A 13,220-nucleotide genomic window follows, 5' to 3' on the forward strand; every position below is an offset into this window, starting at 1 on the left:
GATTCAGACCTCTAGCCATTCCTTGCGTACATCTTCACGGGCCTTGAGTTCGGCGGGGGTGCCTTCGAACACCACCTGCCCGTGCCCCATCACATAAACACGATGGGCGATGTCCATTGCAATGGACAGTTTCTGTTCCACCAGCAGGGTCGAGATCCCTTTTTCCGCGATGGCCTTGAGCACCTCGGCGACCTTCTGAACCATCTGCGGCGACAGGCCTTCGGTCGGTTCGTCGATCATGATGAAATCCGGGTCGCCCATCAGCGTGCGGCACATCGTCAGCATCTGCTGTTCACCGCCCGACAGCACCGAGGCTTCGACATCCGCGCGGCGGCTGAGGTTTTCGAACATGTCGAACATGGCCTGCATGGACCAGCGCCCCGCGCCGTCCTTCTGCCCCGGCTTCAGGCCCAGCGTCAGGTTCTGGCGGGTGGTGAGACCGGGAAAGATATCGCGGTTCTCGGGCACATAGCCCACGCCCATGTTGGCGATTTCATAGGCCTTCCTGCCGGAGATCTCCTGCCCCTTGAACTTGACCGAACCCTTCGGCTCCACCTCGCCCATGATGGCCTTGCAGGTGGTGGACCGCCCGACGCCGTTGCGGCCCAGAAGGGCGACGATCTCGCCCTCCTGCACGTTCAGGCTGACGCCCTGAAGGATATGCGACTTGCCGTAATAGGCGTGCATGTCGGTGACTTCGATCATCAGTGTTCTGCCTCCAATGCCGCGCCCAGATAGGCTTCCTGCACCTTGGGATCGCCCCGGACCTCTTCGGGTTTGCCGGTCGCGATGATTTCGCCGTAAACCAGCACCGAGATGCGGTCCGCGAGGCCAAAGACCACGCCCATGTCGTGTTCGACCATGATCAGGGTCTTGTTCTCTGTCACCTTCATGATCAGGTCCGTGATGTAATCCGTTTCCGAATGGCTCATCCCGGCGGTGGGTTCGTCGAGCATGATCACATCGGCCCCGCCCGCGATGGTGATCCCGATTTCGAGCGCACGCTGTTCGGCGTAGGACAGGGTGCCTGCGGGCAGGTCCCGCCTTGCGATCAGATTGATCTGTTCCAGGATGGCTTCGGCCCCTTCGGTCAGGTCGCGGCTGCGGCTGACGAGGTTCCAGAAGCTGTACTTGTAGCCCTGCGACCACAAGAGCGCGCAGCGGACGTTTTCAAACACCGACATTCTGGGAAAAATGTTGGTGATCTGGAACGACCGCGACAGCCCCTTGCGGTTGATCTGGAAGGGTTGCAGCCCGGTCAGTTCTTCGCCGTGCAGCTTGACCGCGCCCGCGCTCGGCGCGAACCGCGCCGTGATCAGGTTGAACAGGGTCGATTTGCCCGCCCCGTTGGGGCCGATGATCGCGTGGCGTTCCGACTTGCCGATGGACAGGTCGATGCCGCGGATGATCTCGGCCTTGCCGAAGCTTTTCTTCAGGCCGATCAGTTCGAGTGCCGGTGTGCTCATGCGCGTGCTCCCGCGGTGTTCGCCTCGTTCCATGCGTCGCGCAGGCCGGGGGCCGTGGCGCGGGTGATGCCCAGGGCGATCACGGTCACGCCGATGGCGACAACCCAGGGCAGGATGGCGTGGCTGTCGAAGGTGGTCCAGAACAGGGTCATCTCATTGTCCCCCGGCGCGGAGTGGCGCACGTGGAACAGCATCTCCACCAGCGCGGCCAGCCCCAGGATGCCGATGAGCGCGGGCAGCAGCGTCTTGAGGTAGGGCATGACAAGCAGCCGCGCCTTGCCCAGACGGAACACCGGCACATGCATCATCATCAGACCGGCAAGTCCGCCCGGAAAGAACATCACCGTGGCGACGAAAAGCGTACCCGCATAGAAGGCCCAGAGATCGGTCTGCAGGCTGAGCACCGTCTGCAACAGCGTGAAGGCGATGGCCCCGATGATCGGCCCGAAGAAAAAGCCGACGCCACCCAGGAACGTGACCAGCAGGATCACGCCGGAGGAGGCGGTATTCAGGTTTTCCTCGGTCAGGATCTCGTAGTTGATGGCAAACAGCCCGCCCGCGACCCCGGCAAAGAAGCCGGAGGCGACAAAACTGTAGAACCGCACCCAGCGGGCGGAATAGCCCAGGAACTCGGCCCGTTCGGGGTTGTCGCGCACGGCGTTGGCCATCCGCCCCACGGGGGTCCGCGACCACAGGTACATCAGCCCCGCCGAGATCAGGACCCAGGCCGAGATCAGGTAATAGACCTCGATCTGCTGCAGGAATTCGGTGCCGAAGAACGGCATCGCATAGGTGCGGTCGCCGGACACGCCTTCCTCGCCGCCGAAGAAGGCCACGATGATCACCGAACAGGCGGCGATCAGTTCACCCACGCCGAGCGAGATCATGGCGAACACGGTGCCCGCGCTGCGGGTGGAGAAACTGCCGACGATCATCGCCAGCCCCATGCCGAACAGCCCGCCGAAGATCGGCAGCACCGGCAAGGGCAGCATCGCGAAGAAGTCGGAGGCGTTCATGATGTGCATGCAGGCGAACCCGCCCACACCGGCATAGACCGCATGGCCAAAGGACAGCATGCCCCCCTGCCCCAGCAGCATGTTGTAGGCCAGGGCAAAGATCACGGTGATCCACATCTGGTTCATGATCGTGATCGACGAGTTGTTGGTGAAGATGAACGGCAGCACCGCCAGCAACACCGCGGCGACGATCCACGGACCGAAGGACAGCGTGAGGTTTCCGGCCCGCATCTGCTGTGCAGACGACTTCGGGTCGGTGGTGATCTGTTCGTCCTCGCGGGCGCCCTTGACGTCGGTTTTCGTGTCCATCTGGGTCATGAGTGACGCTTTCCGAAAAGTCCCGAGGGCCGGATGATCAGGATCAGCACCATCAGGATGTAGGGAAGGATATCGGCGATCTGGGGTGACGTGATGCTCCAGAGGTCACGGAAGACATTGCTGTCCAGGTTCTCCGGCGTGGCGATGCCGATGCCGTTCAGGATGTCCTCCATCGCGATGTTGTAGGCCTTGGCGAAGGTGGTGAGCCAGCCGATCAGCAGCGAGGCCACCAGAGCCCCCCAGAGCGATCCGAGCCCGCCGATCACGATGGTGACGAAGACGATGGAGCCGAGGACAAAGGCCATGCCGGGGAATGTGCCCAGCACCGGCCCCGCGATCACGCCGGCGACGCCCGCCAGCGCGGTGCCGACCCCGAAGACACCCATGAAGATCAGCGGCACGTTGTGGCCCAGCGCCTCGACCGTGCGGGGATAGCTGAGCGCGGCCTGGATGATCATGCCCACGCGGGTCCGCGTCAGGATGAAGAGCAGCCCGATGAAGATCGCGAGCGAGGTGAAGATCATGAAGATCTTGTACGCCGGGATGGAGTTGCCCGCGATGGCGAAGGCCGAGAAGTTCAGCGCATCGGGCACGAAATAGGGCATCTGGTTCTTGCCCCAGATGAATTGCACCAGTTCCTCGATCAGCAGCGCAAGGCCGAAGGTGAAGATCAGTTCGGGGACGTGGCCGTATTGGTGCACGCGCCTCAGCCCGTATCGTTCGACCCCGGCCCCCAGGACACCGACGATCAGCGGCGCGATCAGCAGGCCCATCCAGAACCCCAGCGCGAGGCTGATCTGGTAGGCGAAATAGGCCCCCAGCATGTAGAAGCTGGCGTGGGCAAAGTTCAGAACGCCCATCATTGAAAAAATCAGGGTCAGACCGGCAGACAGCATGAACAGCAGCAATCCGGTTACCAGCCCGTCGATGATATTGACGAGAATGAGGTCCATTGGCCCCTCCGGCTAGGGTGTCGCGAAGATGAAGATCGCGTGATGTCGGATGAAAAAGGTCCGTCCCCGGCAGGGCCGGGAACGGACCGGCAGCGCCTTATTCGGGGCGCTTCATCTCGCAGGTGGTCGGGCTGTCCATGCCCGCCATTTCGATGGTCGACTCGTTCACAACGCCGAAGCCGGAGTTGTCAAAGTCGAAATCGACGTTTTCATCGGTGTGGACGCCGACGTGCATGTCCTGGATCAGCTGGTGATCCTGCGGACGCATGAAGAGCTTGCCGCCCCACATGCTTTCGTATTCCATGCCTTCCAGCGCCGATGCCACGGCAACAACGTCATCTGCGGTGCCCGCTTCCTCGATCGCGGCGGCCAGCATGCCGATGGTGTTGAAGATCCGGCTCTGGTCGATGTTGCCCTCGGGATACTTCGCCTCGAACGCCTCGTAGGTGGCGCGCGCTTCTTCCGACCCGATGGGGTTGATGCTGCCCTGTGAAATCAGGCGGATGCGGTCCTTGCCGGTTTCACCGAAGGCCGCCGTCATGCCGGAGCCTGCCGCGTAGTAGGTATAGATCGGACCTTCGAAGCCGTTGTCGATGATCGCCTTGCCCAGGCCCAGCATGTCTGCGCCCCAGTTGCCGGTGATCACCGCATCCGCGCCGGACGACACGACCTTGCGGGCATAGGGAGTAAAGTCCTTCACCTTGCCGATGGGATGCAGTTCGTCGCCCACGACTTCGATGTCGTCGCGCTTTTCACCGAGCATCTTGTTAGCCGCAGCCGACACCGCCTTGCCGAAGGAATAGTCCTGACCGATGATATAGACCTTCTTGATGTTCTCATCCGCGACGATCACATCGGTCAGCGCATCCATCTTGATGTCGGCATTGGCGTCGAAACGGAAATGCCAGAAATTGCATTTGTCGTTGGTCAGCGCCGGATCGACGGCGGCGTAGTTCAGGAACAGAACGCGGCTGTCGGGATTGCGGCGGTTGTGCTTGTCGATCGCTTCGGTCAGCGCGTTCGCCACGCCCGAGCTGTTGCCCTGCACGACATAGCGGATGCCCTGGTCGATCGCGACCTGCAGCTGGATCAGCGATTCCTTGGGGCTGGTCTGGTTGTCAAAGCCCACGACCTCGAACGTGTCGCCGTCCAGAACGCCGCCCTTTTCGTTGACCATGTGCTCGGCCGCGAATTCGAACTGGTGCAGGCCGTTGGTGCCGGTGCTCGCGAACGGACCGCTCAGCGGGTCGATGAAGGCGATCTTGATGGTTTCGGCAAAAGACGCGGATGCGCCGATGACAAGTGATAGAGCCGAGACCGCGCCCAGCTTGGTAATACTCTTCATAACTTCCTCCCTTTGGCGACATTATCGGCGCGCTTCTGGCGCTTCCGGTCGCTGGGTGAGCCTTGCATACCACGGGCCAAAGTCAAGGCTCCTGATGGCAACCGACCTAGCGTCACTTTGAACGAATTCGCAGGGCCAGCGCGACGGCGGCCCGACGCAAATACAACCGCCGGATGCAAGAACCTGCGATAAGGCGCTGAAATTGAATAATAAATGCAAACCACCTCGAGAGAACCACTGCAACACCGGGTTTGAAATGCCTGTTAATCCAGCATTTTTTGCCAATTATGACAGCACGGAAAAGCGCGGAAAATTGATCGGATCAGGGTCGGAAAACCGCTGAAAGCCGGTGTTTTTTCTGCATGCGCGAAAGAAAATGTCCCGCCCGCGTTTCGCACTGCGAAACAACTTGCCGCAAGCTTCCCAGACGATTCTCCGGCCCGTTTCCGCAGGCTCAGCCGCGCAGTCCGATCAGCTTTGCGGCCTCGGTCAGACGCGGCGCATAGACCGTTTCAAGCTGCTTTTTCTTGACCACGAAAGACGGGCCGCCGACGTTCAGCCCATAGACCCGACGGCCGTCCAGGCTGACGATGGGAACGGCGATGCCGTTCACGTCGCTGCGCCAGCTTCCGTAGCCGGAACAGAACCCCGAGGCGCTGTATTCCGCCAGGGCGGCTTCGAAATTGGCGCGCCCTTCCTCCTCCACATCGGGGCCCTGCTGGGCGGCGATGGCAAAGATGCGCTCGCGGTCCGCTTCGGTCATGCCGACCAGGATCGCCTTGCCGATGGCCGAGCGGAAGAGCGGCAGCCGGGACCCGACAGGCAGGGTCAGCGACACCCCTTCGTAGGAGTTCTGGGTGGCGACATAGATCACTTCAAGCCGGTGCTGTTCGCCCAGCGCCACGGTGATATAGCTGTTCGGCCCGTCCCGCAGCGCGCGCATCTCGGTTTCCGCGCGGGCGGAAATATCCATCGAGCTGAGTGCGCTGAACCCCAGGCGCAGCACCCCCGCGCTCAGCCGGTAGGTGCCCACGCGGTCGTCCGCCACCAGGTAATCCAGCGCGCACAGCGTGTGGGTCAGGCGCGACACCGTCGCCTTGGGCAGGCCGGTACGCTCCGCGAGATCGGAATTGGTCAGCGTCGCCTCGTTGGGCCGGAACGCCCGCAGGATATCCAGCCCCCGCGCCAGCGCGGTCACGAAGTTCCGGTCTTTGCTCTCGCCGGGATCGGCGCCAAACTCATCCATATCGCTCTACCGTTCCAGCGCATCCACCCCGTGCTGCGCAAAGACGGGCACATACCGGCCCACCTTCATCGCGCGTTCGGGGTTGGACGCATTGCCATCGAGCGCGCGCTTGAGCACACCCTGAATGATCGCCGCCATGCGGAAGAAGTTGAACGCCAGATAGTACCCGAAATGGTCGATCCCGTTCAGGCCCCGGCGTTTGCAATAGGCCGCGATGAAGTCTTCGTCCGACGGCAGGCCCAGTGCGGCGCGGTCCAGCCCGCCCATGCCGCGTCCTTCGGCGCCGGCGGGCATCTGCCACTGCATGATGACGGCGGCCAGATCGGCAAAGGGATGGCCGATGGTGGACAGTTCCCAGTCCAGAACCGCCCGGCACTCGGGCTTTTCCGCATCGAAGATCAGGTTGTCCAGCCGGTAGTCGCCGTGCACCAGCGTCCGCTGGCCGTCATCTTCGGGGCGTTGATCGACCAGCGCCTGCATCAGTTGGTTCATCGCCGGGATGTCCTCGGTCTCTGACGCCTTGTACTGTTTGGACCAGCGGCCCACCTGCCGTTCAAAGTAGTTGCCCGCCGGCCCGAAATCATCCAGCCCCACGGCGTGGATGTCGACCTCGTGCAGCGCGGCCAGAACCCGGTTCATGTCGTCGATGATGCGGCCCCGGTCCGCCACCGACACGCCCTCCATCGACGGCTGGTTGAAGTTGCGGCCCGGCACGTGGTCCATGATGTAGAAGGCCGATCCGATCACGTCGTCGTCCTCGCACAGCAGGTGCATCCTGGCGACCGGCACATCGGTGTCGGCCAGCGCGCTTTGCACGCGGTATTCGCGGTCCACGGCATGGGCGGATTTCAGCAGCACGCCGGGCGGCTTGCGCCGCAGCACGTAATTGTGCGCGGGCGTCTCCAACAGGAAGGTCGGGTTCGATTGCCCGCCCTGAAACTTGGTCACGCCGGTCAGGCCCTCGAACCCCGGCAGATGCTCGCGCAGATAGGCGTTGACGGCATCGCGGTCCAATGTCTGTGTGTCTGCGCTCATGCTTCTGTCCTTAGCTGTAACTGGTCAGTTTCACACTCTCGGGATCCGAAAAATGTGGTGTGGCGTTGAACTCCGCCAGGGAAAAATTGCTGCCGGAGAACATGAAACGGGTGATCGACGTATTCTTGATCTGCAGGTTGAGGTTCATCATCTGGCGCCGGGGCGCGCCCAGCGCCGTGGCGGTAAGCTGGCCGATGACCCCACCGGAGGAAATGACAAGCACCCGCCGCGCGTCGGTATCGGTGGCAAAGGCACGGGCAGCGGCGACCCGTGCCGCGAACTGGTCCCAGGTTTCCGCCGCGCCGGAGAACGCACCGTCCTGCCATTCAAAGATCGTCTCGCGCAGCGCGCGGAAATGGGTCTTGCGGTCGCCCTGAACCAGATCGGGCACCTGGCCGTCGTAGCGGGCGTGCAGCAGGTCGTGAAAGTCGTATTCGTTGAAGCCGGGATGTTCCTCGGGCGCCTGGGAAAACCCCATGGCCAGCGCCGTGTCCTTCTGCCGGGTCAGTGTGCCTGTGACCAGCCGGTCGGGCACCCAGCCAAGCCCGCGCAGCACCGCGCCGACGGCGGCGGACTGGCGTTTGCCCAGGTCGGACAGCACATCGTAGTTGTCCTGCCCGAAGGACGCCTGCCCGTGGCGGATGACGACCATCTCAGCCATGCGGGCCGTCCCGGTATCTGACCGCCGCGCGGCTCACGAGAATTCCGCCGCCAGTTTGCGGCCCGCGGCAAGGTATTCCGCGGCCATGCGGCTGACGATGTCACCGGCGGGCCCGACGGATTTGACCGCGCCGATGCCCTGGCCGGAGCCCCAGATGGTTTTCCAGGCTTTCGGCTTTTCGCGGTCCTGGCCAAAGTTCATCGAGGACGCGTCCGCCGTCGGCAGGTTGTCGGGGTCCATCCCCGCGTTGCGCACGGAATCCTTGAGGTAGTTCCCCCAAACCCCGGTAAACAATGAGGAATAGACGATGTCCTCGGCCCCGCCCGAGACGATCATCTGCTTGTAGGCGTCGTCGGCGTTGGCTTCGTCCGTGGCGATGAAGGGCGAGCCGGTATAGCCCAGATCGGCCCCCGCCGCGCGGGCGGCAAGCAGCGCCTCGCCCGTGGCGATGGACCCCGACAGCGCCACCGGCCCGTCGAACCATTCGCGGATCTCGCGCACCAGCGCAAAGGGCGACTGTTGGCCTGCGTGCCCGCCCGCACCGGCGGCCACGGCCACCAGCCCATCCGCGCCCTTTTCGATCGCCTTCTTCGCGAATGTGTTGTTGATGATGTCATGCAGCACGATGCCGCCGCAGGAATGGGCCGCCTCGTTCACCTCTACCCGCGCGCCCAGCGAAGTGATCCAGATCGGCACCTCGTGTTTGGCGCAGATCTCAAGGTCCCGCTCAAGCCTGCCGTTCGACCGATGCACGATCTGGTTCACCGCATAGGGTGCCGCCGGGTGGTCGGGGTTGGCCTGATTGTGACGGTCCAGCTCCTCGCGGATTTCCGTGAGCCAGCTGTCGAGCAGCGGCGGCTCGCCCTCCGCCTCGCGGGCGTTGAGCGCGGGAAAAGCGCCGACGATGCCCGCCTTGCACTGCGCGATCACCAGTTTCGGCACCGAAATGATGAACAAGGGCGAGCCGATCAGAGGCAGGCGCAGGCCCTGCAGCGCAGGGGGCAGATGGGAATCGTCGCGGGGCATCGTGGCTCCTGTCAGGGTCATGTTGACGGTCAGGGGGCGGGTGAACCCGCCCCTCTTGTTGGCAAAGCGCAAAGGGTTACAGAACCTCGAACAGGCCCGCAGCCCCCATGCCGCCGCCGACACACATGGTGCAGACGACGTATTTCGCGCCGCGGCGCTTGCCCTCGATCAGCGCGTGGCCGACCATGCGGGCGCCCGACATGCCGTAAGGGTGCCCGATCGAGATCGCGCCGCCGTTCACGTTCAGCAGCTCATCCGGGATGCCCAGCACGTCGCGGGACTGGATCACCTGCACCGCAAACGCCTCGTTCAGTTCCCACAGGCCGATGTCGTCCATCGTCAGCCCATGCGCCTTGAGCAGCGGCGGCACGGCATAGATCGGGCCGATGCCCATCTCGTCCGGTTCGCAGCCCGCGGCCATGACGCCGATGTAGCGGCCCAGCGGCTGCAGGCCCATCTGCTCGGCCTTCTTGGCCTCCATCACCACGGTCGCGGACGCGCCATCGGACAGCTGAGAGGCGTTCCCGGCGGTGATGTATTTGCCTTCCGCGATGTGGATGCCGTTCTTGTGCACCGGCTGAAGGCCCGCAAGGCTTTCCGCCGTGGTGCCCGGGCGGTTGCCCTCGTCCTTTTCCAGCGTCACCTCGTGTTCGGTGATTTCCTTGGTTTCCTTGTTCTGCACCATCATCTTGCTGGTCAGCGGCACGATTTCGTCGTCGAACTTGCCGGCTTCCTGCGCCTGGTGCGTCAGTTCCTGCGACCGGGCGGCATATTCGTCCTGCCGCTCGCGGCTCACGTTGTAGCGTTCGGCGACGGTTTCCGCCGTTTCCAGCATGGACATGTAGATTTCCGGCTTGTGCTCCTTCAGCCATGGGTCGCGGCTGACGCGCATCTCCGGGGTCTGCACCATCGAGATGCTGTCCACCCCGCCGCCGACAACCACATCCATGCCGTCCATCACAACCTGCTTGGCCGCCGTGGCAATCGCCATCATGCCGGAGGCACACTGCCGGTCCACCGACATGCCCGCTACCGTGACGGGCAGGCCCGCGCGGATCGCGGCCTGACGGGCGATGTTGCCTGCCTGATGGCCCTGCTGCAGGGCGGCACCAATGATGCAGTCCTGGATCTCGGCCGGGTCCACACCGGCACGTTTCACCGCGTGTTCAATGGCATGCCCCGCCAGCGTCTGCGGCGTGGTGTTGTTGAACGCCCCGCGATAGGCCTTGCCGATCGGGGTGCGGGCTGTGGATACGATGACTGCGTCGCGCATGGGTAATCTCCTATTTTACCAGTCGAGCTTCAGGCCACGGGCCTGCGCTGCATTGAGGGCGTATTTCTTGGTCTGGCCGAAGGCATCGCCCAGTTGTTCTTGGTCCTTGGGGTCGCGGATCTCGTCGAACCGCGCCGCCACCTGTTCGGGGGTGTTGTCGTCCCCCATCAGGGTGATGCCGCGGGTCTCGTAGACGCGGGTTTCGGCAAAACTGCCCGCACCGGCCCCGAGGATGACCTGGCTCGGTCCATCCTCGCTGACCAGATACAAAAGACCCGGCGTGATGGTCTCGGGGGCCAGCAGCTCCTGCGCCTCTGCGGGCAGCAGATCGGCGGTCATTCGGGTCGCGGCGGTGGGGGCCAGCGTGTTCACGCGGATGTTGTCGCGCGCACCTTCCATGTGCAGCACGTTCATCAGCCCCATCATCGCCGCCTTGGCCGCGCCATAGTTGGACTGGCCGAAGTTGCCGTATAGCCCCGAGGCGGAAGAGGTCAGCACGATGCGCCCGTATTTCTGTTCGCGCATGATCGGCCAGCAGGCATGGGCCACGTTGGCCGACCCGATCAGATGCACGTCCACCACCTTGCGGAAGGCGGACATTTCCATCTTGGCGAATGTCTTGTCCAGCAGGATGCCCGCGTTGTTCACGCAGATGTCGATCCGGCCCCAGGCGTCCATCGCCTGCGCCACCATATCCTTGACCGCGGCTTCATCGGACACATCGGCGCCGTGGCTCATCGCCTCGCCGCCCATCGCCTCGATCTCGGCCACCACGGCCTTTGCCGCCTCGGACGAGGTGCCTGTGCCGTCGCGCGCGACGCCCAGATCGTTCACCACGACCTTGGCCCCGCGCGCGGCAAGTCCCAGCGCATGGGAGCGCCCCAGGCCCACGCCCGCCCCGGTGACAATCGCCACCCTGCCATCAAAACGGATATCGGCCATCAGTGCAGCGCCTGTTCAAAGATGTTGGGGCCGGACATGACGTTGATGCCGCCCGACACCGGGATCACCGCGCCGGTCACATAGGCGCCGCCCCGTCCGCAGAGGAACAGCATGCAGCCCGCGATATCCTCGTCCCGGCCCACGCGCTTCAGCGGCACGTCGTCGCCGACCCTGCTGCGCATGTCCTCGTCATGGGTGGCAAAGGCGGTCATGCGGCTGACGAAGGGTCCGGGGGCCAGCGCATTCACGGTGATCGCCTCACCGGCCAGTTCCTTGGCAAGGATCTTGCTCAGGTGAATCACGGCGGCCTTGGAGGCAGAGTAGCTGTAGGCGCCATCGCCCATCTCGCGCTCGCCCATGACGGAGCCGACGTTGACCACCCGCGCGGGGTCATCCACGCTGCCCGAGGCGCGCAGCATCGGCAGCAGCTTCTGCGTCAGGTCGAACAGCCCCGCCACATTGACGGTCATCACCTTGTTCCAGGCGTGGAACGGGAAGTCGCCCAGCGGCGCGCCCCAGGTGATGCCGGCGTTGTTCATCAGGATGTCCAGCCGGTCGGTGTACTGCTGCACCGCCGAGACCAGCGCATCGACGCCCTCTTCGGTGCCGACGTCACCGGCAAACCCGACGGCCTTGCCCGATGCGCCCATATCGTTCAGCTCTTTCGCGACCGCTTCGCAGGCGTCGCCCTTGCGGCTGGCCAAGAGCACCGTGGCCCCGGCGCGCACCAGCGCCTCTGCGGCCATGCGGCCGATGCCCGTGGCACCGCCCGTGACCAGGGCGACCTTGCCCTCAAGACCGAATAACGTGTTGATATCCATTCAGAACCCCCTTGCCGCGGCGACCTGTTCGGCGTGATAGCTGTAATCGCCCAACCATTCCGCCCCGACGCGTGCGCGTTTCATGTAGAACCCCATATCATAGGCGTCGGTCATCCCAATGCCACCGTGCATCTGCACGCCTTCCTGCACCGCCAGCGTCGCGGTCTGGGTCGCGCGGGCCTTGGCCAGCGACACCGCCAGCGCGGCGCTGTCCGGGTCCGCGTCCATCATGCGGCCCGCGTTCAGGATGGCCGATGCCGTCACCTCGATCTCGCACCACAGATGCGCGGCGCGGTGCTGCAGCGCCTGAAAGCGGGCGATTTCGATGCCGAACTGCTTGCGCTCCTTGATGTAGCCCACTGTCATGTCAAAGGCCCCGGCGGCCAGCCCCGTCATCTCGGCGGCCAGCGCGCCCTGGCCTGCCATCAACGCCGGTTTCAGCACCGTCATCGCCTGATCGACCTGGCCCAGCACGTCTTCGCCCGTGGCCTCGACGTTGTCGAATGTGATCCGCGCCGCATCGCGGGCGTCGATCATGTTGCTGCGGTCGCGGGTCACGCCCGCACGGTCCGCCGGAATGTCGAACAGGGTCAGCCCGTTGTCGGTCCGCGCCAGCACCAGCAGCCGGTCGGCCATGGCACCATCTACGACGAACTGCTTCTTCCCGTCGAGCCGGAAGCCGTTGCCGTCGGCGCGCGCGGTCATCTGTGCGGCTTCGGGGTCGAACTTGATCCCTTCGTCCACTGCCAGCGCATAGGTCGCTTCGCCCGCGGCGATGCGCGCCAGCGCCGCCTCGGCCCGCGCGTCCGCCACCTGCCGCAGCGCCGTCGCGGCGATCACGGCGGTCGAGATATAGGGGCTGACCGCCAGGGTCTTGCCCATCTCGCGCGCCAGGAGGTTCGCGGCGGCATATCCCATGTCGGAGCCGCCCTGCGCCTCGGGCACCAGCACCCCGGCCCAGCCCATGTCGGCCATTTCCTTCCACAGCGCCGCGTCATGCGTTTCACCCGCATCCCGCATCCTGCGCAGCTTGGCGACCGGGGCGGCGCCATCCAGATACCCGCGCGCCATGTCGCTGAGCATGGTCTCTTCTTCGGTCAGTACAAGTTTTTCCATGA

Annotated in this window: 13 protein-coding genes; all 13 read right to left on the reverse strand. The window is 64.1% G+C overall.

Going from position 1 to position 13,220, the window contains the following annotated elements:
- Positions 1–3 precede the first annotated feature (3 nt).
- The gene (locus FIU94_RS02220; protein ID WP_152466923.1) at positions 4–708 is read right to left on the reverse strand and encodes an ABC transporter ATP-binding protein; all 705 of its coding nucleotides are present in this window, start codon (positions 706–708) and stop codon (positions 4–6) included.
- Positions 705–1,466, reverse strand: a complete 762-nt coding sequence (locus tag FIU94_RS02225) for an ABC transporter ATP-binding protein (protein WP_152464230.1) — start codon at positions 1,464–1,466, stop codon at positions 705–707. The genes FIU94_RS02220 and FIU94_RS02225 overlap by 4 nt, the downstream gene beginning before the upstream one ends.
- Positions 1,463–2,800, reverse strand: coding sequence for a branched-chain amino acid ABC transporter permease (locus FIU94_RS02230; protein WP_152464231.1), 1,338 nt, complete (start codon positions 2,798–2,800; stop codon positions 1,463–1,465). The genes FIU94_RS02225 and FIU94_RS02230 overlap by 4 nt, the downstream gene beginning before the upstream one ends.
- Positions 2,797–3,753, reverse strand: a complete 957-nt coding sequence (locus tag FIU94_RS02235; protein ID WP_152464232.1) for a branched-chain amino acid ABC transporter permease — start codon at positions 3,751–3,753, stop codon at positions 2,797–2,799. Before FIU94_RS02235 ends, FIU94_RS02230 begins: the two co-directional genes overlap by 4 nt.
- A gap of 97 nt (positions 3,754–3,850) precedes the next feature.
- Positions 3,851–5,098, reverse strand: coding sequence for a branched-chain amino acid ABC transporter substrate-binding protein (locus FIU94_RS02240; protein ID WP_152464233.1), 1,248 nt, complete (start codon positions 5,096–5,098; stop codon positions 3,851–3,853).
- 454 nt (positions 5,099–5,552) lie between these two features.
- Positions 5,553–6,344 carry an IclR family transcriptional regulator gene (locus tag FIU94_RS02245; RefSeq protein ID WP_152464234.1) on the reverse strand — a complete coding sequence of 264 codons (792 nt, stop codon included), beginning with the start codon at positions 6,342–6,344 and terminating at the stop codon, positions 5,553–5,555.
- Between the two features lie 6 nt (positions 6,345–6,350).
- Positions 6,351–7,379 (reverse strand): phosphotransferase family protein, encoded by a 1,029-nt coding sequence (locus FIU94_RS02250; RefSeq protein ID WP_152464235.1) that lies wholly within the window; start codon positions 7,377–7,379, stop codon positions 6,351–6,353.
- 10 nt (positions 7,380–7,389) lie between these two features.
- A complete protein-coding gene (locus FIU94_RS02255; RefSeq protein ID WP_152464236.1) occupies positions 7,390–8,040 on the reverse strand; it encodes a histidine phosphatase family protein in 651 nt (216 codons plus the stop codon).
- Positions 8,041–8,073: 33 nt separating this feature from the next.
- Complete coding sequence (locus tag FIU94_RS02260; protein WP_152464237.1) at positions 8,074–9,066, reverse strand: nitronate monooxygenase family protein; 993 nt, start codon at positions 9,064–9,066, stop codon at positions 8,074–8,076.
- Between the two features lie 76 nt (positions 9,067–9,142).
- Entirely contained in the window at positions 9,143–10,339 is a 1,197-nt protein-coding gene (locus tag FIU94_RS02265; protein ID WP_152464238.1) for an acetyl-CoA C-acyltransferase, read from the reverse strand.
- 15 nt (positions 10,340–10,354) lie between these two features.
- Entirely contained in the window at positions 10,355–11,281 is a 927-nt protein-coding gene (locus FIU94_RS02270; protein ID WP_152464239.1) for an SDR family NAD(P)-dependent oxidoreductase, read from the reverse strand.
- Positions 11,281–12,102: an SDR family oxidoreductase gene (locus FIU94_RS02275; RefSeq protein ID WP_152464240.1), complete on the reverse strand. Its 822-nt coding sequence runs from the start codon at positions 12,100–12,102 to the stop codon at positions 11,281–11,283. Before FIU94_RS02275 ends, FIU94_RS02270 begins: the two co-directional genes overlap by 1 nt.
- A complete protein-coding gene (locus FIU94_RS02280; RefSeq protein WP_172975832.1) occupies positions 12,103–13,218 on the reverse strand; it encodes an acyl-CoA dehydrogenase family protein in 1,116 nt (371 codons plus the stop codon). It lies immediately after the preceding gene.
- Positions 13,219–13,220 lie beyond the last annotated feature (2 nt).

This window comes from Sulfitobacter sp. THAF37, assembly GCF_009363555.1.
GTDB lineage: Bacteria > Pseudomonadota > Alphaproteobacteria > Rhodobacterales > Rhodobacteraceae > Sulfitobacter.

Coding starts and splice junctions, on each gene's coding strand:
- FIU94_RS02280 (WP_172975832.1), bottom strand. CDS start 13,218: ATGGAAAAACTTGTACTGACCGAAGAAGAGACCATGCTCAGCGACATG.
- FIU94_RS02255 (WP_152464236.1), bottom strand. CDS start 8,040: ATGGCTGAGATGGTCGTCATCCGCCACGGGCAGGCGTCCTTCGGGCAG.
- FIU94_RS02245 (WP_152464234.1), bottom strand. CDS start 6,344: ATGGATGAGTTTGGCGCCGATCCCGGCGAGAGCAAAGACCGGAACTTC.
- FIU94_RS02240 (WP_152464233.1), bottom strand. CDS start 5,098: ATGAAGAGTATTACCAAGCTGGGCGCGGTCTCGGCTCTATCACTTGTC.
- FIU94_RS02230 (WP_152464231.1), bottom strand. CDS start 2,800: ATGACCCAGATGGACACGAAAACCGACGTCAAGGGCGCCCGCGAGGAC.
- FIU94_RS02265 (WP_152464238.1), bottom strand. CDS start 10,339: ATGCGCGACGCAGTCATCGTATCCACAGCCCGCACCCCGATCGGCAAG.
- FIU94_RS02250 (WP_152464235.1), bottom strand. CDS start 7,379: ATGAGCGCAGACACACAGACATTGGACCGCGATGCCGTCAACGCCTAT.
- FIU94_RS02225 (WP_152464230.1), bottom strand. CDS start 1,466: ATGAGCACACCGGCACTCGAACTGATCGGCCTGAAGAAAAGCTTCGGC.
- FIU94_RS02235 (WP_152464232.1), bottom strand. CDS start 3,753: ATGGACCTCATTCTCGTCAATATCATCGACGGGCTGGTAACCGGATTG.
- FIU94_RS02260 (WP_152464237.1), bottom strand. CDS start 9,066: ATGCCCCGCGACGATTCCCATCTGCCCCCTGCGCTGCAGGGCCTGCGC.
- FIU94_RS02270 (WP_152464239.1), bottom strand. CDS start 11,281: ATGGCCGATATCCGTTTTGATGGCAGGGTGGCGATTGTCACCGGGGCG.
- FIU94_RS02275 (WP_152464240.1), bottom strand. CDS start 12,102: ATGGATATCAACACGTTATTCGGTCTTGAGGGCAAGGTCGCCCTGGTC.